Origin of the sequence: Ruminococcus flavefaciens, assembly GCF_900116855.1 — a bacterium.
GTDB lineage: Bacteria > Bacillota > Clostridia > Oscillospirales > Ruminococcaceae > Ruminococcus > Ruminococcus flavefaciens_R.
This window is the reverse complement of record NZ_UETD01000006.1, coordinates 232,858-253,099: the sequence shown is the minus strand read 5'-3', so window position 1 is coordinate 253,099 and position 20,242 is coordinate 232,858. Positions and strand designations below refer to the sequence as shown.

Sequence of the window (20,242 nt, the reverse complement as noted above, 5' to 3'; positions counted from 1 at the left end):
TTACGGATAGCAGGACCGCGGCAGCACCCGTCGGTCCTTATCATCGTAAAAATGAAAGGATCAATTATGGATATCAACAAGACACTCGCAAAGGAATTCGGACTGAAGCAGGAGCAGGTGGACAACACTGTCGCTCTCATAGATGACGATAAGACCATACCCTTTATCGCCCGTTACCGTAAGGAGCTCACAGGCTCCCTCGATGACCAGATACTCCGTGAGCTCTACGACAGGCTCATGTACCTCCGCAACCTTGAAAAGCGCAAGGAGGAGGTAACAAACGCCATCACGGAGCAGGAGAAGATGACTCCCGAGATAGAGGCTGCCATAAGCGCTGCCGTAACTCTGGTAGAGGTGGAGGACATCTATCGTCCCTTCAAGCCCAAGCGCCGTACCCGTGCAAGCATTGCCCGTGAGAACGGTCTGGAGCCGCTGGCTGAGATGCTCATGGCGCAGGAAAATTCCACAGACCCCGAGAAGGAGGCAGAGGCTTTCATCGACGAGGAGAAGAAGATAAACGACGTCCAGACAGCACTTCAGGGAGCTATGGACATCATCGCGGAGGATATCTCCGACGATGCGGATATCAGAAAGAAGCTCCGTGCCCTTGCAGGCGAAAAGGGCGAGCTGGTATCGAAGGCTTCTGACCCCGAGGCTGAGAGCGTATATATGAACTACTACGAGTACTCCGAGGCTATCCCCAAGGTGGCTAATCACCGCGTTCTCGCACTTGACAGAGGCGAGAAGGAGGGCTTCCTCAAGGTAGCTGTTACCCTTGACGAGACTCTGGCTACGGACGTTATCTTCGGCAAGTACATAAAGGCTAACAACGCCTGCGGAGAGCTTGTGAGAGCTGCCGCCGCAGACAGCTACAAGAGACTTATATTCCCCTCAATCGAGCGCGAGATACGCTCCGAGATGAGCGCAAAGGCTGCGGAGGAGTCCATAAAGGTATTCGCAGCAAACCTCCGTCAGATGCTCCTTCAGCCCCCGCTCAAGAGCAGCATTATCCTCGGACTCGACCCCGGATACGCTCATGGCTGCAAGACCGCAGTTATCGACGGAACAGGCAAGGTGCTGGATACCGCTATCATCTACCCCGTTGGCTCTGCCGGAGCAGTTGAGGCTGCAAAGCGCAAGGTCAAGGAGTTCATACAGAAGTACAACGTAAACGTCATCTCCATCGGAAACGGCACCGCTTCACGCGAGACCGAGAGCTTTGCCGCAGAGATAGTCAAGGAAGTTCCTCAGGACGTAAGCTACATGGTAGTAAGCGAGGCTGGAGCCTCTGTATACTCAGCTTCCAAGGTAGCTGCCGAGGAGTTCCCCGAGTATGACGTATCCATAAGAGGAGCTATCTCCATCGCAAGACGTCTTCAGGACCCCCTTGCCGAGCTGGTAAAGATAGACCCCAAGGCTATCGGTGTAGGACAGTATCAGCATGATATGCCTCAGGCAAGAATGAGCGAGGCTCTGGGCGGCGTAGTCGAGGACTGCGTTAACTCGGTAGGTGTTGACCTGAATACAGCTTCGCATTCGCTCCTGTCATATGTTTCGGGAATTAATGCCACAGTTGCAAAGAACATCGTTACCTACCGTGAGGAGAACGGCAGATTTACCGACCGCAAGGAGCTCCTCAAGGTTCCCAAGTTGGGCAAGAAGGTTTTCGAGCAGTGTGCAGGCTTCCTGAGAGTCCGCGACGGCAAGAATCCTCTTGACAATACGGCAGTTCACCCCGAGAGCTATGCGGCAGCTTCTTCACTGCTCAGCGAGTGCGGCTTCACCCTTGCCGATATCGCAGGCGGCGGTGCAGAGGGCATAAACGAAAAGGCTGACAGCATCGGCATAGAGAATATCAGCAAGTCACTGGGAATAGGCGTTCCTACCCTCACCGATATCATCGGCGAGCTGAAGAAGCCGGGACGCGACCTCCGTGACGAGCTTCCCGCACCTCTCCTCAGAAGCGGCGACGTTATGGAGATAAAGGACTTAAAGCCCGGCATGGAGCTTGTGGGAACTGTCCGCAATATCATCGACTTCGGCTGCTTCGTGGACATCGGCGTTCACGAGGACGGTCTGGTGCATATCTCACAGATATGCAGCCGCTACATCAAGCACCCCCTCGAGGCTGTAAAGGTGGGCGAGGTAGTCAAGGTAAGAGTACTTGACGTTGACCTCAAGAGAAACCGTATATCCCTCACCATGCGTCTCAACGACGAGGAGGAGAAAAAGCAGCAGAAGTCCGAGCGCAGACCCAACAACAGAAAGCGCGAGGACCGCAAGCCCAAGGGCTTTGACGCTTCTCAGCTCCGCAACAGCAGCTTCCGCATAAAGCAGAAGTAAGGGGAAACAGTTTCCGTTAACACAGAAGACAGGACCTGTAACAGCCGCACCGAATGGTGCGGCTTTATGTCGGGATAATTCATTGACAACGACGCAGAATAGTGTTATAATCTGAATGAATGTACATAAACGATGATCACGGAGGATAATGAAATGAGAAGATCAGCAACAGTTCTTTTTGCCTGTGCCCTTGCTTTCTGCGGCTTAGCAGGCTGTCAGTCCAAGAGCAGCATCTCAACTGCCAAAGTCACCATGCAGGACGGCGCTTCCTATGAAGACGCACTGAAGGAGTGCTTCGATGCTATGCACACAAGCGGCGGCGGCGGGATTTTCTACGCCTATATGTTTCCCGACGAAGCGGTAAAGGCTATAAAGGACAGCGGTAAGTACGATGATCTCGTGCAGACCTTCAATGAAAGTCAGGAGAAGAGTTTTGCTCTTGAGGAGTCGGTGTATACCTTCGGCAGTGTGACCTCCTCACAGGAGCTCACCGATGAGCAGCGCAGCGGAATAAAGAGATATTTCGTTAATCTCTGCGATCCCTATATAAAAATGACCGAGAAGGAATTTGATATAAAGGAGGGCTACGAGCTCACCTTTGACTACCTCAGGAATGGCGAGAAAGGCGGAGAGGAGTCAGTAATCGTTCTCAGACTCAACGACGAGGGCTGGAAGATCATCACACAGTAACGGAGGGGAAAATGAAAAAGGACTCTGGATATAACACAAAGCAGAAGGAGAATCTTCTGTCGTACCTCATGAAGAATAAGGACAAGCACACCAACGTTCAGGAGATAAGCGCCTTTCTGTCGGCGGAGGGCACTCCCGTCGGCGTTGCGACTATTTACAGACAGCTCGACCGTCTGGTGGAGCAGGGGATCGTGCGTAAGTACGCCTTTGACGGCAAGACCTGTGCCTGCTATCAGTATATAGAGGACGAGGAGCAGTGCCGCAGTCATTTTCACCTGAAGTGTCTCAGCTGCGGCAGGCTCATACATCTTGACTGCGATCACCTTGCCGACCTCACCCGTCACATCGAGGAGGAACACGGCTTCGCAATAGATTATTCCCAGACAGTGTTCTACGGGCGCTGCTCGGACTGCTGCGGCAAGGACTGACCGCTGTCTGCGGAGCCCTTGGGAATGTATATCTTAACGTCCTGTTCGTCATTATCGTGCATAGTAACACCTCCGGTATTATTATGCGCGGAAAAAGGCTGAATATGCGCAGGAAGTGAAAGCCATGAGATCAAAGACCATAAAAGCCGTTGTGAGATATATTGCCGCACAGCTGCTCTGTCTGTTCGTGAATATAATGCTTGCGGCGCTCAAAGGCGGCGTTTTCAGGGCGATATGCCTTGTATGCACAGCTGCCGTACTGGTATGTATTCTGGCGGACCTCGGAATAAAGGAAGCAGCGGCAGACCTTAAAAGTGAACGTATCAGCGGCAAACCGATCCCGATGACAGGGATGTTATGTGCAGCGGCGGCAGTTACACTGTTTCCTGCGGTAAACAGGATAGTGCTGTTCATATCTGCGCTGGGCGGCGGTTTTGAGTTCTACGGCATATTCAAGCTGCTGGAGCCGTCGTTTTTGCAGCTGTGCAACTTTATAGAGCCGTCTGCGTTATCTGCAAACCTGTCTGCTGCGGAGCTGACTGCTTTGCTGCCGACAGCAGCGGTGCCCGGGGCGGCGCTTCTGTTATCCTATATCATCGCGCGTAAAAAACACATCAAGAGCACCGGCTTTTAAAGGAAAGTCGGTGCTTTTTGGCTTTTTTATGCAAACTGACGAAAAAGAATTTTTGCTTTCCAAAATAAATGGTTTTGCTTGACAATATATAGGATATATGATAAAATAATTATTGAAATTTTTTATTTTGGAGGTTATCTTATGGCATTTTGTAAGTACTGCGGAAAGCAGATCCCCGAAGGTGGCTCCTGCGACTGTGCAGGCGCTAAGGCAGCAGAAGAAGTTAAGGACACCGTAGAGAGCGGAGTCAACACTGCTGAAAACGCTGTAAGCGAAGTTAAGAACGAGGCAGCAGAGGCTGTAAGCAATGTTGCAGATAAGGCTGCTGACGCTGCTCAGAACGCAGAGCAGAAGGCAGCAGAGGCTGTAAGCGGTGTTGCTGACGGTGCTGCAAATGCAGTTAACAACGCTGTGAACGAAGTTAAGAACGACGCTGCTCAGGCTGTAAGCAATGCGGCTGATGCTGTTAACGACGTTAAGAATGACGCAGTACAGGCTGCTCAGGATGCAGGTCAGCAGGTAAACAATGCTGCTCAGAATGCAGGCAACGGCTTCAAGCAGCTCAACGGTGCTGACATCGCAAAGAAGGTTGACAACATCGCAGGCGGTATATCCGAGAACCTTCCCGGCGGAATGAAGAACAACAAGAATGCCGTTTATATAGCAGTAGCTGCTATTGCAGCTCTCATTTTACTGCTTCTCTGTGCACTCTGCTTAGGCGGCGGTGCAAAGGGCGCAGTAAAGAAGTATGTAAAGGCTGCTTCCAACAAGCACGGCGGTAAGGCAATGATGGAGCTCACTCTCCCCAAGTCCGTTATCAAGGAGCTCAAGGATGAGGACGAGTTTGAGGATAAGGTTGACAGCTACAACGAGATGATCGAGGATATGATCGACGATCTCGAGGACAAGGAGACTCTCCCCAAGTTTGACAAGATCTCTCGTAAGGAAAAGCTCAAGAAGTCCGATATCAGACAGGCTGAGAACTACTTCGAGGATATGTGTGAGGACTATGATGCTGATGATGACGATATCGAGATCTCACAGGGCTATGAGATGAAGGTCAAGACAAAGCACAAGGACGAGGACGGCGATACAAAGCACGAATCCACAAAGCTTTGCGTTGTAAAGATCAAGGGCGACGGCTGGAAGATCATTCCCATGTCAGCTGACGGTCTGGATTATTATGACTGATAAAGACTGAAGAATTTAAAGATCCGAAGCAGAAATGCTTCGGATTTTTTATTGACTATTGCGGCGAAATATGATAAAATAATTTGGTTAATGCAAAGGAGGGACAGCATGAAAAAACGTGATATTTCTTTATTTACCGCACCGCTCATGGCAGGAGCGGTTACGGCTGTGCTTTTCATGCTGTTCTATCTGATACACGGCTATTATCCCTTCGGGGAGCGCTCCGCGGCATGGTGCGATATGGATCAGCAGTACGTTCCGCTGCTTATGGAGCTGAAAACAGCCTTTTCAGACGGTTCTCTGCTGCTGGGACGCGGCGGAGGCATGATGAATTTCTACGGAGTCTTTCTGTTCTTCCTGTCCTCGCCGCTGTCTCTTATAAGCCTTGCGGTGGACAACTCTCATATGATATGGTTCGTGAACATCCTCATCGTCATTAAAGCTGGGCTGAGCGCGGCTTCTGCGGAATTTTATTTCCGAAGGGTGCTGCCGAAGCTTAATGTCCCCATGGGAGCCCTCATGTCGGTGATGTACGGCACAAGCGGCTATGTTATGCTGTATTATCAGAACGATATGTGGCTGGATATGATGATAGTATTCCCGCTGCTGCTGACGGCGCTGTTCAGGCTCCTGAGCAGCGGCAAATGGGGAGCTTATACTGTTTGTTTGTCGCTTTGTGTGGTCATGAACTTCTACATCAGCTTCATGGTCATCATTTTCACAGCAATGCTCGGTGGAGCTGCTCTGTACCTGTGCTGTGAGCCTGAAAAACGCGGCAGCAGAGCTCTGCGGCTCCTTGCTGCCGACCTGTGTGCTGCTCTTATAAGCGGAGCTGTCTGGCTGCCTGCCTTTGCGCAGTATACAGCCTCGGGCAGAGGAAATTCCCTCAGTGACGCCTTTTTCGGCGGATATTTTGTGGACAGGAACTTCGACAAGATGGCGGTGCTGTCGGGAAGCTCCCTTGTTTTTGCAGGAGCTGTGCTCATTTTAGTATTCAGGAAAAAGCTGAAGTCGGGAAAGGCGTTTTTATTCGGTGCTTCGGGAATAGCTGCCCTTATAGGTGTTTTTGCGGAGCCTGTGAACAAGCTGCTCCAGACGGGCAGCTATCAGGCGTATCCGCTGAGATACGGCTTTATCGTTATCCTGCTCATATTTTCAGCCTGCGGAGCGCTGCTCGAGGAGGAGCCCGAAAAGAACCACAGGCTCTCCGCCTGCGTCATATCTGCCGCGTCTGCGGCTTTGTACATAACCGCAGCCTTTATAGCTTATTTTCACCGAAGCTCTCTCAGCTCCTACGCTCACAGCCTTTGGGTGGACAAAAAGGACGGCATCATCATCTCGGTTCTGGGACTTTTCGGCGGAGCGGCTTATTTTATCTGCCTTTACAGCTTCCGCAGGGGCAGTATCCCGAAATGGCTCACGGTAACGGTCATGGCTGCCGTGGTTTTCAGCGAGAGCTTCATGACCTTCGGTATAAATGTTGCCGAGGCAGGGGAGTCCTCGGATTATTTCCGCGTTACCTGCGATTCCCTTGAGCGCATCCCCGACGAGGGATTTGTCCGCGTAAAGGAGACGAAACGCTATTACTATCCCAACTATGCCGAAGCCATGGGAAAATACTCCATCGGGCACTATACCTCCCTTACGGACAGTGATGTGCTCTACACCCTCAAGCGCATGGGCTACTCCTCCCACTGGCTGGATATGGACTCCACAGGGGGGACTATGCTGACCGATGAGCTGCTGCTCAATAAATACATTGTGGGCGACCCTTCGGGCAACCGTTTCTATGAGCCCTATGACCTCAGCGGTAATATTTCCATTCGCACAGACCCATATGTGCCAAAGGGAGCTGTTGTCTCCGAGGTCGCGCCCGAGGAGCTTTCCGACTATGAGGACTTACAGCGTATGGAGACTACAGACTTCATTGCCGACAGGCTTTTCGGCGAGGGCGGCACTGTTATGAAGCATTTCCCAAATACTGTCAGCGGAGCCGTCATTAGTCAGACTGACGGCGAGACTATGGTCTCGGTCATACCCGACGAGCCTGCGGAGCTTGCCTACGAGATAGATGTGACAGGCTGCAAAGAGCTGTATTTCGACCTTTTTGACCGCTATTCCACCGATGTTGAGGAGGAGTACTATAACAGCGTTGAGGTCAGTGTCAACGGCAGCCTTAAAGTGAGCAGCTACCCAAGCAGCTCTGTAAACGGCATAGTGGACCTCGGCACATATGAGGACGAGACTGTCACCGTAAAGGTGAGGGTGCTGAAGGACTTCACAGCCGCAAGCTTTGGCGTTTACACCTTTGACGCGGAGAGAGCGGCTAAGGCAATAGCCGCTGCGGAGACTGCTTCCGTCAGCGTTGAGGGCAATACCATTACTGCAAAGGCAGAGTCGGGCGGATATGTGTATCTTCCCGTGACATGGTCCGAGGGCTGGAGCTGCACTGTCAACGGTGAAAAGGCTGAGCTCATCAGGACGCTGGGAAGCTTCTGCGCCGTAAATCTGCCAGAGGGCGGCGGCACAGTGCGTATGCGGTTCTGCCCCAAGGGACTGAAAACGGGAGGGCTTCTCACCTGTGCGGGAGTGCTTCTCTTTGGAGTGCTGCTGATGGTGCTCCGCGGAAAAAACAGCGGCGTGACGGGAAAGGCAGCCGCAAGGGCTGTGTACGCCCTGAGCGCGGTCACTGTACTGATATTCTATGCGGCAGCTCCGCTGGTCTGGACTGTCGTCAATATAATCTACCTTATCGGAGGATAAAATGGTTTCATCGACTATCTTCAATCAGACGCTGATAATGCTGATACTCATAGCCATAGGCGTTATCTGTGCCAAAACAAAGCTTATAAGCGAGGCTTCCAACAAGGACCTGTCAAAGTTCGTGCTTCAGGTGGTGAACCCCGTGGTCATATTCATGTCCTACCAGAAGCCCTACCGCACGGAGCTTGCGAGAAATCTCCTCATAACCTTTGGCATCTCCGTGGCAGCCATGACCCTTGTGATACTGCTGTCATACCTGTTTGTCAGAAAAAAGCAGGGCAGGGAATTCGAGATAGAGCGCTTTTCGTCGGTGTACTCCAACTGCGGCTTCATGGGCATCCCTCTTGTAGACGCTATTTACCACGATGAGGGAGTTTTCTACCTGACCGCATTCATAACCGTGTTCAACCTTATCGTCTGGACTCACGGCGTTATACTCATATCGGGCAAAAAGGACTTCCGACAGGTGGTAAAGGTGTTCTACTCTCCCACCATAATCTCCATAGTCCTCGGACTTATCACATTCTTCTTCGAGATAAGGCTGCCCTCAACGGCGCTGAACGCACTGGGCTTCATCAAGGAGGTCAACACTCCCATGGCGATGATAGTTTCGGGAGTCACCATAGCTGCGACAAATGTGCCGAAGCTGCTGAAAAATCTCAGAGTGTACTACGTCTGCCTGCTGAAGCTCATAGTGGTGCCGCTGATACTGGCGGTGCCCCTGTCTCTGCTGACGGGAGTAGACGAAAAGGTACGCATGACAGTGCTCATAGCAGCCTCTGCACCTCCTGCGGCAATGTGTACACTCCTGAGCATAAGATACGGCAGAAATTCCGTGTACGCTTCGGAGATATTTACGGCAGGAACTATACTATCCGTAGTGACCCTTCCGCTGGTCGTTAAAGCTACGGAATATTTAACAAAAATACTCTGAGTACTTTGTCAAAAATGCTGATTTTATAAATATTTGCGTTAAAAGGTTTGAATTTTAATAATATTGTGTTATAATATAAATACGTTAAAAGAGATTGTCTTTTTTATAAAAAGATAAAATTATACGGGCAGTTATAACAGCCGAGGCTGTTTAAAACTCCTGTGGGGATATGCAGTTTGTACAGCGTGGGACATGGTCCCGAAACAGAATCAAGAAGAAATGGAGTTGTTGAAGTATGGAAAAAAGAGGTATTAGTAAGCTTGATCTGAAAAGACGTAACAGAATGCAGATACTCAGGGTCATCAGAGAATCAGGACCTATTTCCAGAGTGGATGTGGCAAGTGCTCTGGAGATAACAAGAGCTGCCGTTACTATCATCACTAACGAAATGATCGAGGAGGGAGTTCTCGTAGAGATCGGAGAAGCTCCCGTAAACACAGAAAAGCTTCAGAAGGGAAGAAGAAAGATACTTATCGACATCAACGTGAACAGCCGTTTTGCACTGGGCGCTACCGTTGATGAAAAGGAGGTAAGCATCGGTCTTACCAACCTTAATTCCGAGGTTCTCGACAAGGCAAGCATGGTCATCGACGACAGGACCACAAGCAAGGATATCATCAACTACATAATCAAGACCAGCAACGAAATGGTCGAGAACAGCGCTCTTACCAAGGATAAGATACTGGGTCTCGGTGTGGGCGTTGTGCCTTCTATGTGGGGCAAGCTGAAGATATTCTACAAGGACGGAGTGCTTGATTTCACAAACTTTATCGACAAGCTCTCGGGCGGTCTCAATTTCGAGATACACTGCGGAAATGCCATCGGTCTCATGGCTCTGGCAAGCAACGATTTCAGAACACAGAACGGCTATCAGACCAATCAGGCGTTCATCCACAACGGAAATCAGGTGAACCTTGCTATCATCAACAAGAACGAGCTGTCTGCGGACTACGTTTCGTATACGTCAACTATCGAGAGATATATCGTTTGTCCCAACGGAAAGTCCTATGAGGGCTATCCCAATGGCTCGGTAAAGGCAGAGCTCTCAAGAACAGCTATGCTCAATGCCTTCTATGAGATCTACTCGAAGGACAAGACCCCTGTGCTCTATGAGCTCACAGAGGGCGACAAGACCAGAATCAATACCGATAACGTATTCATGGCGCTCATGAGAGGTGAGGAGCCTGTCAAGAACGTTGTGGACGACCTTATCGCAAAGTATACGGTCCTCATCAACAATCTGGCTATCAGCCACTTTGCAAAGAGGATAGTTCTCCACAACTTCAAGCTCAACGAGAAGCAATTCGACTACTGCAAGCGTGAGATGATACGTCTTGTAAGCGAGGAGATCGCTGACAGAGTTGTCCTCAGCAAGCTGGACGGAAAGAACAATTTCCTCGGCGGCTGCGCACTTATCATTCAGGATAACTTCTATGTAAGAGGCGGAATGCAGTAAAAGCCAAAAACCTGAAGGAGCTTTGCTCTTTCAGGTTTTTTTGTCAGCATAAAGAAAAAAGAGTGCCTCAGGGCACTCTTTTACTGTTTTATCTTGGTTTTGCGGCGCTTGGCAGCTATTATACCGACGATCCCCATGACTGCAACTGATATGAGCATACCCAGCGCTGCTCCGCCCGTGTCTATCATCATGTCGCGGAATTCGCAGGAGCGGCCTGCGGAAAAGCTCTGGTGGAACTCGTCGGAGAGAGCGTACAGAAAGCCGAATAACACCGTTCCGAGGCTCCTTAGGGTAAAGAGCCTGCGTCTGCCTGCTGCAACGGACGCGCAGAAGCCCAGCACGGTGTATATGGAAAAGTGTGCCAGCTTTCGCACTATGAATGAAGCCTGATGCCAGATCTCCTGCTGCTTTGCAGGGGGCTCGTTATAGTAGTTCTTGTCGATGATGGTCACAGCCACCTTTGTCAGCGAGGAGCTGGTCTGAGAGGAGGTATCGGCGTCCTCTGAGGAGAAGACGAATATGGTGACCATTACTGCCAGAGTGAGGGCAGCGAATAATATCTGATATATTTTCAGCTTTTTAGTATTATCTGCCATTGTGTTTTCCTTTCATTTCTTGCTCTATATATTATACAATTATTGCGGACTTTTGTAAAGTGCGGTTTTTTTAATGAAAAAATTTCAAAAATGCCTTGTAAACCATAAAGAAAAATGATATAATATACTGTGTGTGACTTTATAGCCGCATAGCTTTTATATATAGATCAAATTTCGGAGGCAATAATGAAAAGTTTTTTTGGAAATGTCTGGACAAAAAGAGTCATTTCGGTTCTTAGCATAATCTACACCTATTTTGTCTGCAGGCTGGGTTACATATCCATATTCTATGATATGCACGTTCAGCAGCGTACATCACTCTGTCTTGCAGTCACTGGTATATCCCTTCTGGCGCTGATAATCATGCTGTATACCCGCCATCAGATAATCACGAGGATATGCAGCTTCATCATACTTCCTGCCATGCTCCCCGTTGTACTGCTGTACTTCGGCGAGTGGGGACTCATTATCCCCATAATCGTGGTGGGTATAGTCATACTTCTGCTTTCGGGCGCAGGAGAGGGCGTCAAGACAGCCCTTGCCACCATCATACTTCTTTTGTATATCTTCGGTGCACTGGGATATTTCCTCTTTACCACATTCTTTGTAGCTGCTACAAAGGAGGAGGTCATCGAGACGGGCGTGTCTCCCTCGGGAACATACCGATACAGGATAGTCAATACACAGGATACCTCAAACGGCAGCACAGCTATTTATGTTGAGCCTAATACAGCCGATCTCAAGTATTCTTTCGCTACTTTCACCCTCAAGAATATGGAGAGAGTAGTATATATGCACAGACCTACTCAGGACAATGTTACCGTGAACTGGACTTCACAGAACCGTCAGGAGATAACCGACCATCTCAACTCCATCTCCGACAAGATAGAGGTAACTGTCACCGATGCCGAGCTGGAGCATCTGGGCTACACCTATGACAATAAGCTCATGCTTGCAGACCTGTCCGCAAGCCGTAAGTTCGCTATAAACAAGACCGCTTCCGACGTTGATCCCGTGCCTATGGACACTCTCACCGATGAGCAGCTGGACTTCTTCGGCATAGGCAAGGATGCGGACGGCAGATATTACATCAAGCAGCCATCAAAGGAAGTCCTTGAGGAAATGGACTACACAGCAGGCAAGAGAGTTTACTTCAGCGATATGACTGCGAAAGCGCTCAAGCAGTACAACACAGAGCACGTTGACGAGGCTACGGGAATAACCTACTTCCATGTAAAAAAGAGCCATACGATAATGCTCAATACTCTGACCGACGAGCAGCTCGCATATCTGGGAGTTTCGGAAAGCGGCGACGTTATGACCGTATCGGCTGAGCCCCATGTTTACGCAGAGGGCGAGGAGGTCCCCGAGGGCGTCAACGATACCGAGGTCATTACCGACAAGGTGGTATTCCGCTACTATGTTGCCGAGCTTGAGGACTACTACGATGTGAACTCGAGACATTTCTCGGTAGATCTTCTCAACTGAGATGACAAAAGGCGCTGCGGACAGATCAGCTCCGTAAGTGAGCTGACCGCGGCGCTTAATTTATAAGCTTATCAGGGATATTATGATTTAGAGAACTATAATGCAGGGGAGGCTCCCTGTAAATATTCAAAAGGAGTTGCTAATCTATGGCATATGTAATTGGTGTGGACTGCGGTACCAGCGGTACAAAAACAGTCCTTTTTGACGAGAAGGGAAGCGTTATCGCTTCAAAGACTATCGAATATCCCATGTATCAGCCCAAGAACGGCTATGCGGAGCAGGATCCTGCGGACTGGGCAAACGCAATGATCGAGACCGTAAAGGCTGTTATGGCTAAGAGCGGTGTTAAGAAGGAGGACGTAAAGGGTATCGGTATCTCGGGACAGATGCACGGTCTCGTTATGCTGGACAAGGACAACAATGTTCTCCGTAAGTCCATAATCTGGTGCGACCAGAGAACAGCTGCCGAGGTTGAGGAGATGAACCGCATCGTCGGCAGAGAAAAGCTTGTTGATATCACAGCCAATCCCGCACTCACAGGCTGGACTGCTGCAAAGATACTCTGGGTAAAGAACAATGAGCCCGAGATATACTCCAAGGTAGCTCATATCCTTCTTCCCAAGGACTATCTGAGATTTATCCTCACAGGCGAGTATGCTACCGAGGTCTCTGACGCTTCCGGTATGCAGCTTCTTGATGTTCCCAACCGTAAGTGGTCCGACGAGCTCCTCAGCGCTTTCGAGATCGACAAGAACTGGCTGGGCAAGGTATACGAGAGCTGTGAGGTAACAGGAAAGCTCACAAAGAAAATGGCTGAGACCATCGGTCTCTGCGAGGGCACCATCGTTGTAGGCGGCGCAGGCGACAATGCAGCAGCTGCTGTCGGCACAGGCGTTGTTGAGGACGGCAAGGCTTTCACGACTATCGGTACTTCGGGCGTCGTATTTGCTCATACCTCCGATATATCCATCGATAAGCAGGGCAGAGTCCACACCTGCTGTGCTGCTGTTCCCAATGCATGGCACGTTATGGGCGTTACACAGGGTGCAGGTCTCTCACTGAAGTGGTTCAGAGACAACTTCTGCATGAGCGAGAAGGAGACTGCAAAGCTCATGGGCGTTGACGAGTACTACCTCATGGACAAGCAGGCTGAAACAGTTCCCGTAGGCGCTAACAGACTTCTCTATCTGCCCTACCTCATGGGCGAGAGAACTCCTCACCTTGACCCCGATGCAAGAGGAGTATTCTTCGGACTTTCAGCTATCCACACCAGAAAGGATATGCTCCGTGCTGTTCTTGAGGGTGTTACATATTCGCTCCGCGACTGCGTAGAGGTATTCCGTGAGATGAACGTAAACGTAAGCGACATGATGGCTTGCGGCGGCGGCGGTTCCTCACCCCTCTGGAGAAGTATGCTTGCCGACCTTTACAACTGCAACGTAAAGACAGTTGCCTCCAAGGAAGGTCCCGCACTGGGCGTAGCTATCCTTGCAAGCGTTGGCGCAGGCATCTACAGCAGCGTTACAGAGGCTTGCGGAGCTATCATCAAGACCGACAAGGTTCAGGCTCCCGACGAGAAGAACGTTCCCGAGTACGAGAAGTACTATCAGCTGTACAGAGAGATCTACCCTGCACTGAAGGCGCAGTTCGCAAAGCTGGCTTCACTCTGATAAATGGAAACAGTTACTACCGAAAGACTTATCATACGGCAGTTCCGTGAAACTGACGCCGAGGACGTTTATGAGCTTCGCTCTGATCCCGAGGTCAACAGGTTCATGCCCTATCCCTGCGACGCTGATATAAGCGAGACAAGGCTGAGGATAGCGGAGTGGATGGAGAAAAAGTACCGTATGGCTATTGAACTCAGGGAGAGCGGCAAGGTCATAGGAGATATCAGCCTTAGTCCTCGTGACGGCGACAAGCTTGTGGAGCTGGGCTATAATCTCAACCGAAGCTTCTGGGGCAAGGGATATGCCACTGAGGCGGCAAGAGCTGTAATACAGCAGGCTGTGTCCGAGGGTATCCGCGATTTCATGGCGTATTACGCCAAGGAGAACGGCGCTTCGGGGAGAGTTCTGGAGAAATGCGGCTTTGTGCCGGAATATACGGGGCAGTACTCCCGCGACAACGGGAAAGAGGTCTTTGAGGCAGTAATATCGGAGCTTCATATCAAATAAACAAAAGGCGGACTTAATGTCCGCCTTTGGAAATTGTGAGGATAACAAATTGGATATATCTCTTCTGAAAAAATTCGCAATGAATGCCCGCAGTGAGCTTATGGCGGAGTCCGACGAGAAAACTGCATATTTCGGCTTCATGCGCCTTTGTGCTTTGCATATGGCGGACCCGTCCTTTGTGGCGGAGCTTATGAGCAAGGCAGAGGAGCTTCGCAGTGCACTTTTCAAGGAAAAGTGCAGGCAGCTCGGCAGCAGATTTGGCGGTATATTCAAGCTTTCTCCCGAGCTGCCCGTTCCGCCGCAGCTGTTAGCTGACGGCGGAACAGCTGCGAAGCTCCTCTGCCTTGGCGGCGAGTACTTTGGCAGCGACATGGTACCGGGACAGCTTCACCAGTACTTTAACGAGCCATACAGGCAGGAGATAGCTGTGGGACTGAAAAACAGCAAGCGCCTCAGCGGTGACAAAGTTGCCGCAGCAACGCAGATATTCACTCCCGAGTGGGTGGTGCGGTACATGGTGCAGAACACGCTGATACGGTATATCCGCAGATGCGGACATGATATCGCCGAGGGGGAGCTGAGCTTTGGCAGTCCGCTGGGGACAAGCGTGACAGCTCCCGAGGGGATAAAGCTCATAGACCCGTGCATGGGCAGCGGCAATGTGCTGCTTTACGCCTTTGATGTGTTTATGGAGCTCTACCGCAGCTGCGGCTGTACGGACAAGGAGGCTGCGGAGAAGACTCTGACCCATAATCTGTTCGGTCTGGAGCTTGATCCACGTGCCTGCTGCCTTGCAGAGACCGTGCTGAGAATGAAAGCGGCGCGTTACGGAGCTGAGACTGCTCCACAGGTGTATGACTTTTCGGGAGTAAATGAGACAGTGGGCTCACTCATAAACAGCGATGAGCTTTCGGAGCAAGATAGTAAGAGCGCAATTATCGGTCAGCTCTTGCGACAAGAATACGACATAATCGTGACTAATCCGCCCTATCTGGGAAAGCCTGCAATGAATACTGAGCTCAGGGACTACATCTGCGGAAACTACGGCGATTACTGTGCGGATCTGTTTTCGGCATTCATGGCAAAAAGTGTGAAAATGCTGAAAGGCGGAGGATACATGGGATTTCTCACGCCTGCCACATGGCTGTTTCTCCAGTCCTATGAGAAGCTGCGAAGGCTAATATTTACGGAGTGCCCCGTAAGTACAATGATACATTTTGAATATTCCGCCTTTGATGACGCGACTGTGCCGCTGTGTGCATTTACGGCGGTGAAGGACAGCGCCGAAAGCAGAGGGATATATGTCAGACTTGCCGATGTCAGGGGAGATATGGAGCAGCAGCGCCGCAGTGTTATTGCTGCTGTCGGCAATGAAGGCTGCGGATATCGCTTTAATGCCGACGCAAAAAAGATGTCCGCGATCCCTACGGCTCCCGTGGCGTACTGGCTGGGAGAGGCTGTACTCAGGGCTTTTGAGGGCACAGCTCTTGGAGAGGTCGTACCCGTCAGGGAGGGCCTTATCACAGGAGACAATGACCGTTTCTTGCGGAGGTGGTTCGAGGTAGAAGCTGACAAGATAGCATTTTCGGGCAGTCAGAAATGCAAGTGGTACCTGCTCAACAAGGGCGGCAGCTACCGCAGGTGGTACGGCAACCGCGAATATGTGGTGAACTGGGAGAACAATGGCGAGGAGATAATGGATTTCCACGACGAAAAGGGGAAGCTGCGCTCCCGTCCTCAAGGGCTTTCCTACAATTTCCGCCCCTCTGTGAGCTGGTCACAGATAACCAGCGGAGCCATTTCTGTACGATATTTCAACGAAAACTTCATGTTCAACGTCGCAGGCACAAGCGCCTTTCCCGAGGACGGGGACAGCCTTGTCTTTCTGCTGGGACTCCTTAACAGCAAGCCTGTGCAGGTGCTTTCGGAGGTGCTGAACCCCACAATGAACATGAACCCCGGAGACATAGCAAGACTGCCGCTGCCCGAAAAAAGTGGACATATAGCGGAAATAAGCGCACTCGTCAAGGAGAATACCGAGCTTTGCCGTCAGGACTGGGACAGCTTCGAGACCTCATGGGACTTCAGCCGCCACCCTCTGGTCTGAATTATCAGCCAACGTCATAAGAATAAAGAGAAGCACTTCTGTTTCTGCGTTTTACATAAGAAAAACAGAACTTTTTCGCCGCGGCTGTTGCTATTTTTATAATTATATGATATAATGTATTTGTATACCATTATAACAATTGGCAATCATTATATTGCAAAGGAGAATCAGAATGGCTATTACTGAAGCAGTTGAAAATTATCTGGAGACTATACTCATACTCTCCCAGAAGCAGCCCGACGTTCATGCAATAGATATCTGTTCATATCTCGGATATTCACGCCCTACGGTTTCCATAATCCTCAAGAAGATGAAGGATGAGGGACTCGTTACCGTTGACGGCGATAATCACATACGCCTGACGGACGCAGGCAGGAGCGTTGCAGAACACATCTATGACCGCCATACTGTGCTCACCGATTTCTTCATTCTTCTCGGCGTTAACCGCGACGTTGCCGCTGAGGACGCCTGTAAGGTAGAGCATGATATTTCCGACGAAACTTTTGCCCTTCTGAAGGCACATTACAGAAAGCTTGCGGGAGAAGCAGAAAACAAAAAATGAACCCTGTCAGCGGAGGATAGTAATGGGTAAGTATGAAGAATTCAGGGAGAAATACCCCGTTTTTGTATACAGATCATATAATATAAACGAAACGGCTGAGACCGTGGAGATAGGCTATAAGTTCAAGATAGAAGGACTTGCTGAGTTCCGTCCCAGCTGGACCTTTGGCAAGCCTGCGGGAATGTCCGTCAAGGGCGACCTTAAATTTGAAAGGCTGGCTTTCTCACTGGGAATGGCAGAAGCCGTAAGCTACTGGAAGGCTGCCTGTTCACCGATATTCCGCGTGGAGTGCGGCGAGCTGGACGAGGACCAGAAGAAGTGGTGGAAAAAGCTGTGGTACATGGGACTGGGCGAGCTGTTCTTCGTAAACGGCATCAACGCTGATCCTGACAGCTTCGTGGAGATAATCTCCGAGGGAAGCTTTGACAGCTCACTCGTGGAAAGGGAGCGTCAGCCAAAGGGCTGTCTGGTTCCTATCGGCGGCGGAAAGGACTCCGCCCTCACTCTTGAGACTCTCGTGAACGCAGGAATGGACTGTATGTGCTATTCCATCAACAAGCGCCGCTCCATCAGCGGCACCGTTGCGGCAGCAGGACTTCCCGAGAGTTCACTTATCACTGCACAGCGCCATTTTGACCGCTCGCTGATAGAGCTGAACAACAAGGGCTTCATCAACGGTCATACGCCTTTTTCGGCAATAGTTGCCTTTTCTGCGGAGATAACCGCATACCTTAACAGTCTGAAATACATCGTTCTTTCCAACGAGTCCAGTGCCAATGAGAGCACCGTCGTGGGACAGGACGTTAATCACCAGTACTCCAAGAGCTTTGAGTTCGAGCAGGACTTCCACAGCTATGAGGAGAAATACCTGCGCACGGGACAGTATTATTTCAGCTTCCTGAGACCCCTTTCGGAGTTTCAGATAGCAAAGATGTTCGTGTCACACAGGAAGTACCTGTCCGTGTTCAGAAGCTGCAATCTGGGCAGCAAGGTATCGCCCGACATATGGTGCGGCGAGTGCCCAAAGTGCCTTTTTGTAAGCCTGATACTTTCCCCGTTTCTCAGCCTTTCGGAGCTCAGGGACATTTTCGGCAAGGATATGCTGGACGACCCGAAAATGAAGGAGTACTTCGTCGAGCTTATCGGACAGTCCCTGCATAAGCCATTTGAGTGCGTGGGAAGTATCGACGAGGTGAATTTAGCCGTATCACTTGCCATACGGAAGCTTGAACAGCAGGGCGAAAAGCTGCCGCTGCTGTTTGAGGAATACAAGTCCCGCGGACTCTACCGCCCCGAGACCATCGACGGTATCAATAAGGAGTACTGCGGCTCGTTCAACGAGCAGAACCTGCTGCCTGCTGAATTTGCAAAAATACTTAAAAATGAAATGGAGCGTCTGCTTTGAACAAATTCTGCGACTATATAAAGGAATACACCAAGGGAAAGAAAGTCTGCATACTCGGCTTCGGCAGAGAGGGCAGGTCAACATACAAGATACTGGAGAAGTACGGCGCACAGGCTTCACTTGCCATCGCCGACCTCAATCCTGTGGACGCCGCTGCAAACGGTCTTCCCGAAAATGTGGAGCTTATCTGCGGCGAGGACTATCAGAAGTGTCTGGACCGCTTTGACATGGTGTTCAAGAGCCCGGGTATCGTGCTGGAGAAGTCTCTTTCCGAGCTTAAATGCCTCATAACCTGCGAGACACAGGTGTTCTTCGAGGTGTTCCGCGAGCAGATAATCGGCATTACGGGCACCAAGGGCAAGAGCACGGTGACTTCACTTATCTACCATGTGCTGAAGGAGAGCGGTATAGACTGCCGTATCGCAGGAAATATCGGTATCCCCGTATTCGACATCGCCGAGGGCATGAACGAGGACACAGTTGTAGTCTGCGAGCTTTCCTGCCACCAGCTGGAGTATATGACGGTTTCGCCCAGATGTGCGGTATTCCTCAATCTCTATGAGGAGCACCTTGACCACTACGGCACCATGGAGAACTACTACAACGCTAAGAAGAACATCTACCTTCATCAGGACGTATGCGACGTTCTGTGGTGCAATAAAGCAATCAGGACTGACGATATACCGTCAATCGCGGTAACTGTGTCAAATACTGACAGCAGCGCCGATGTGTACGTTGCGGACGGTATCGTGTACGACTCCGACGATGAGGAGTACGAGATACCTGTGGACAGCATAAAGCTTCTGGGAACTCACAATCACTACAATATCGCAATTGCATGGGATGTATGCAAGGACAGGGTAGAGGAGGAGGACTTCACAAAGGCGCTTTGCAGCTTTGATTCTCTGGCTCACCGTCTGGAATATGTTGATACGGTAAAGGGCATTCGCTGGTATGACGACTCTATCTCGACAGCCTGCGCTACTGCGATATCAGCGCTTCAGAGCGTTCCCGAGGTGGGAACTATCCTCATCGGCGGTATGGACAGAGGTATCGACTACACCTCTCTTGTGGACTTCCTTGCAGACTTCGGTGTTCAGGTCATCTGCATGGAGGCTTCAGGCAGGAGAGTGTTCGATATGATACAGGCGAGGGAGGACTTCTCGGACAAGTCCCGCGTACACTACGCCGACCACCTTGACGGTGCAGTAAAGCTTGCTGCGGAGATAACTCCCGAGGGCATGAGCTGCGTAATGTCGCCTGCGGCTGCAAGCTACGGCATATTCAAGAACTTTGAGGAGCGCGGCGATGCTTTCAAGAAGCTGGTTTCCGAGCTTGGTAAATAAGCGCAATATGCTGATATAAAAGAATTGAGCCATAGTATTTCTGACAGGAGGTACTATGGCTTTTTCTGATTACATTTTAGCAGTATCATGATATAATGTGTCCTGATATAAATCGGATTTTA

At 50.5% G+C, this 20,242-nt stretch carries 16 protein-coding genes; 15 read left to right on the top strand and 1 reads right to left on the bottom strand.

Features of this window, described 5'->3' with window-relative positions; translation table 11 throughout:
• Positions 1–66: 66 nt before the first annotated feature.
• From DSZ37_RS08010 to DSZ37_RS07975, 8 genes are all read left to right on the top strand, one after another.
• Positions 67–2,343, top strand: a complete 2,277-nt coding sequence (locus DSZ37_RS08010; RefSeq protein WP_109726393.1) for a Tex family protein — start codon at positions 67–69, stop codon at positions 2,341–2,343.
• Positions 2,344–2,496: 153 nt separating this feature from the next.
• Entirely contained in the window at positions 2,497–3,033 is a 537-nt protein-coding gene (locus DSZ37_RS08005) for a hypothetical protein (protein WP_109726392.1), read from the top strand.
• Between the two features lie 11 nt (positions 3,034–3,044).
• A complete protein-coding gene (locus tag DSZ37_RS08000) occupies positions 3,045–3,461 on the top strand; it encodes a Fur family transcriptional regulator (protein WP_109726391.1) in 417 nt (138 codons plus the stop codon).
• 124 nt (positions 3,462–3,585) lie between these two features.
• Complete coding sequence (locus DSZ37_RS07995; protein WP_109726390.1) at positions 3,586–4,095, top strand: hypothetical protein; 510 nt, start codon at positions 3,586–3,588, stop codon at positions 4,093–4,095.
• Between the two features lie 141 nt (positions 4,096–4,236).
• Positions 4,237–5,286, top strand: a complete 1,050-nt coding sequence (locus DSZ37_RS07990; RefSeq protein WP_109726389.1) for a hypothetical protein — start codon at positions 4,237–4,239, stop codon at positions 5,284–5,286.
• A 108-nt stretch (positions 5,287–5,394) separates the two neighbouring features.
• The gene (locus tag DSZ37_RS07985; protein WP_181380278.1) at positions 5,395–8,049 is read left to right on the top strand and encodes a YfhO family protein; all 2,655 of its coding nucleotides are present in this window, start codon (positions 5,395–5,397) and stop codon (positions 8,047–8,049) included.
• A gap of 1 nt (position 8,050) precedes the next feature.
• On the top strand, positions 8,051–8,983 hold the full coding sequence (locus DSZ37_RS07980) for an AEC family transporter (RefSeq protein WP_109726387.1): 933 nt from the start codon (positions 8,051–8,053) through the stop codon (positions 8,981–8,983).
• A 235-nt stretch (positions 8,984–9,218) separates the two neighbouring features.
• Positions 9,219–10,439 (top strand): MarR family transcriptional regulator, encoded by a 1,221-nt coding sequence (locus DSZ37_RS07975; protein ID WP_109726386.1) that lies wholly within the window; start codon positions 9,219–9,221, stop codon positions 10,437–10,439.
• Positions 10,440–10,519: 80 nt separating this feature from the next.
• Here DSZ37_RS07975 and DSZ37_RS07970 read toward each other — a convergent pair whose 3' ends face one another.
• Complete coding sequence (locus tag DSZ37_RS07970; protein WP_109726385.1) at positions 10,520–11,035, bottom strand: VanZ family protein; 516 nt, start codon at positions 11,033–11,035, stop codon at positions 10,520–10,522.
• A gap of 186 nt (positions 11,036–11,221) precedes the next feature.
• Here DSZ37_RS07970 and DSZ37_RS07965 point away from each other — a divergent pair, with 186 nt between their 5' ends.
• The 7 genes from DSZ37_RS07965 (at position 11,222) to murD (ending at position 20,120) form a co-directional block, all read left to right on the top strand.
• A complete protein-coding gene (locus tag DSZ37_RS07965; protein ID WP_109726384.1) occupies positions 11,222–12,523 on the top strand; it encodes a hypothetical protein in 1,302 nt (433 codons plus the stop codon).
• Between the two features lie 146 nt (positions 12,524–12,669).
• A complete protein-coding gene (xylB, locus tag DSZ37_RS07960; protein ID WP_109726383.1) occupies positions 12,670–14,193 on the top strand; it encodes a xylulokinase in 1,524 nt (507 codons plus the stop codon).
• A 3-nt stretch (positions 14,194–14,196) separates the two neighbouring features.
• Positions 14,197–14,700, top strand: coding sequence for a GNAT family N-acetyltransferase (locus DSZ37_RS07955; RefSeq protein ID WP_109726382.1), 504 nt, complete (start codon positions 14,197–14,199; stop codon positions 14,698–14,700).
• Positions 14,701–14,749: 49 nt separating this feature from the next.
• Positions 14,750–16,807 (top strand): Eco57I restriction-modification methylase domain-containing protein, encoded by a 2,058-nt coding sequence (locus tag DSZ37_RS07950; protein WP_181380277.1) that lies wholly within the window; start codon positions 14,750–14,752, stop codon positions 16,805–16,807.
• Positions 16,808–16,979: 172 nt separating this feature from the next.
• The gene (locus DSZ37_RS07945; RefSeq protein ID WP_109726380.1) at positions 16,980–17,369 is read left to right on the top strand and encodes a metal-dependent transcriptional regulator; all 390 of its coding nucleotides are present in this window, start codon (positions 16,980–16,982) and stop codon (positions 17,367–17,369) included.
• Positions 17,370–17,391: 22 nt separating this feature from the next.
• Positions 17,392–18,774, top strand: a complete 1,383-nt coding sequence (locus tag DSZ37_RS07940; protein WP_109726379.1) for a hypothetical protein — start codon at positions 17,392–17,394, stop codon at positions 18,772–18,774.
• The gene (gene murD, locus DSZ37_RS07935) at positions 18,771–20,120 is read left to right on the top strand and encodes a UDP-N-acetylmuramoyl-L-alanine--D-glutamate ligase (RefSeq protein WP_109726378.1); all 1,350 of its coding nucleotides are present in this window, start codon (positions 18,771–18,773) and stop codon (positions 20,118–20,120) included. Before DSZ37_RS07940 ends, murD begins: the two co-directional genes overlap by 4 nt.
• The last annotated feature ends 122 nt before the right edge of the window (positions 20,121–20,242 follow it).

What these genes read in the sequence shown, in the direction of transcription:
- DSZ37_RS08010 (WP_109726393.1), top strand. Translation starts at nt 67, where the DNA reads ATGGATATCAACAAGACACTCGCAAAGGAATTCGGACTGAAGCAGGAG.
- DSZ37_RS08005 (WP_109726392.1), top strand. Translation starts at nt 2,497, where the DNA reads ATGAGAAGATCAGCAACAGTTCTTTTTGCCTGTGCCCTTGCTTTCTGC.
- DSZ37_RS08000 (WP_109726391.1), top strand. Translation starts at nt 3,045, where the DNA reads ATGAAAAAGGACTCTGGATATAACACAAAGCAGAAGGAGAATCTTCTG.
- DSZ37_RS07995 (WP_109726390.1), top strand. Translation starts at nt 3,586, where the DNA reads ATGAGATCAAAGACCATAAAAGCCGTTGTGAGATATATTGCCGCACAG.
- DSZ37_RS07990 (WP_109726389.1), top strand. Translation starts at nt 4,237, where the DNA reads ATGGCATTTTGTAAGTACTGCGGAAAGCAGATCCCCGAAGGTGGCTCC.
- DSZ37_RS07985 (WP_181380278.1), top strand. Translation starts at nt 5,395, where the DNA reads ATGAAAAAACGTGATATTTCTTTATTTACCGCACCGCTCATGGCAGGA.
- DSZ37_RS07980 (WP_109726387.1), top strand. Translation starts at nt 8,051, where the DNA reads ATGGTTTCATCGACTATCTTCAATCAGACGCTGATAATGCTGATACTC.
- DSZ37_RS07975 (WP_109726386.1), top strand. Translation starts at nt 9,219, where the DNA reads ATGGAAAAAAGAGGTATTAGTAAGCTTGATCTGAAAAGACGTAACAGA.
- DSZ37_RS07970 (WP_109726385.1), bottom strand. Translation starts at nt 11,035, where the DNA reads ATGGCAGATAATACTAAAAAGCTGAAAATATATCAGATATTATTCGCT.
- DSZ37_RS07965 (WP_109726384.1), top strand. Translation starts at nt 11,222, where the DNA reads ATGAAAAGTTTTTTTGGAAATGTCTGGACAAAAAGAGTCATTTCGGTT.
- xylB (WP_109726383.1), top strand. Translation starts at nt 12,670, where the DNA reads ATGGCATATGTAATTGGTGTGGACTGCGGTACCAGCGGTACAAAAACA.
- DSZ37_RS07955 (WP_109726382.1), top strand. Translation starts at nt 14,197, where the DNA reads ATGGAAACAGTTACTACCGAAAGACTTATCATACGGCAGTTCCGTGAA.
- DSZ37_RS07945 (WP_109726380.1), top strand. Translation starts at nt 16,980, where the DNA reads ATGGCTATTACTGAAGCAGTTGAAAATTATCTGGAGACTATACTCATA.
- DSZ37_RS07940 (WP_109726379.1), top strand. Translation starts at nt 17,392, where the DNA reads ATGGGTAAGTATGAAGAATTCAGGGAGAAATACCCCGTTTTTGTATAC.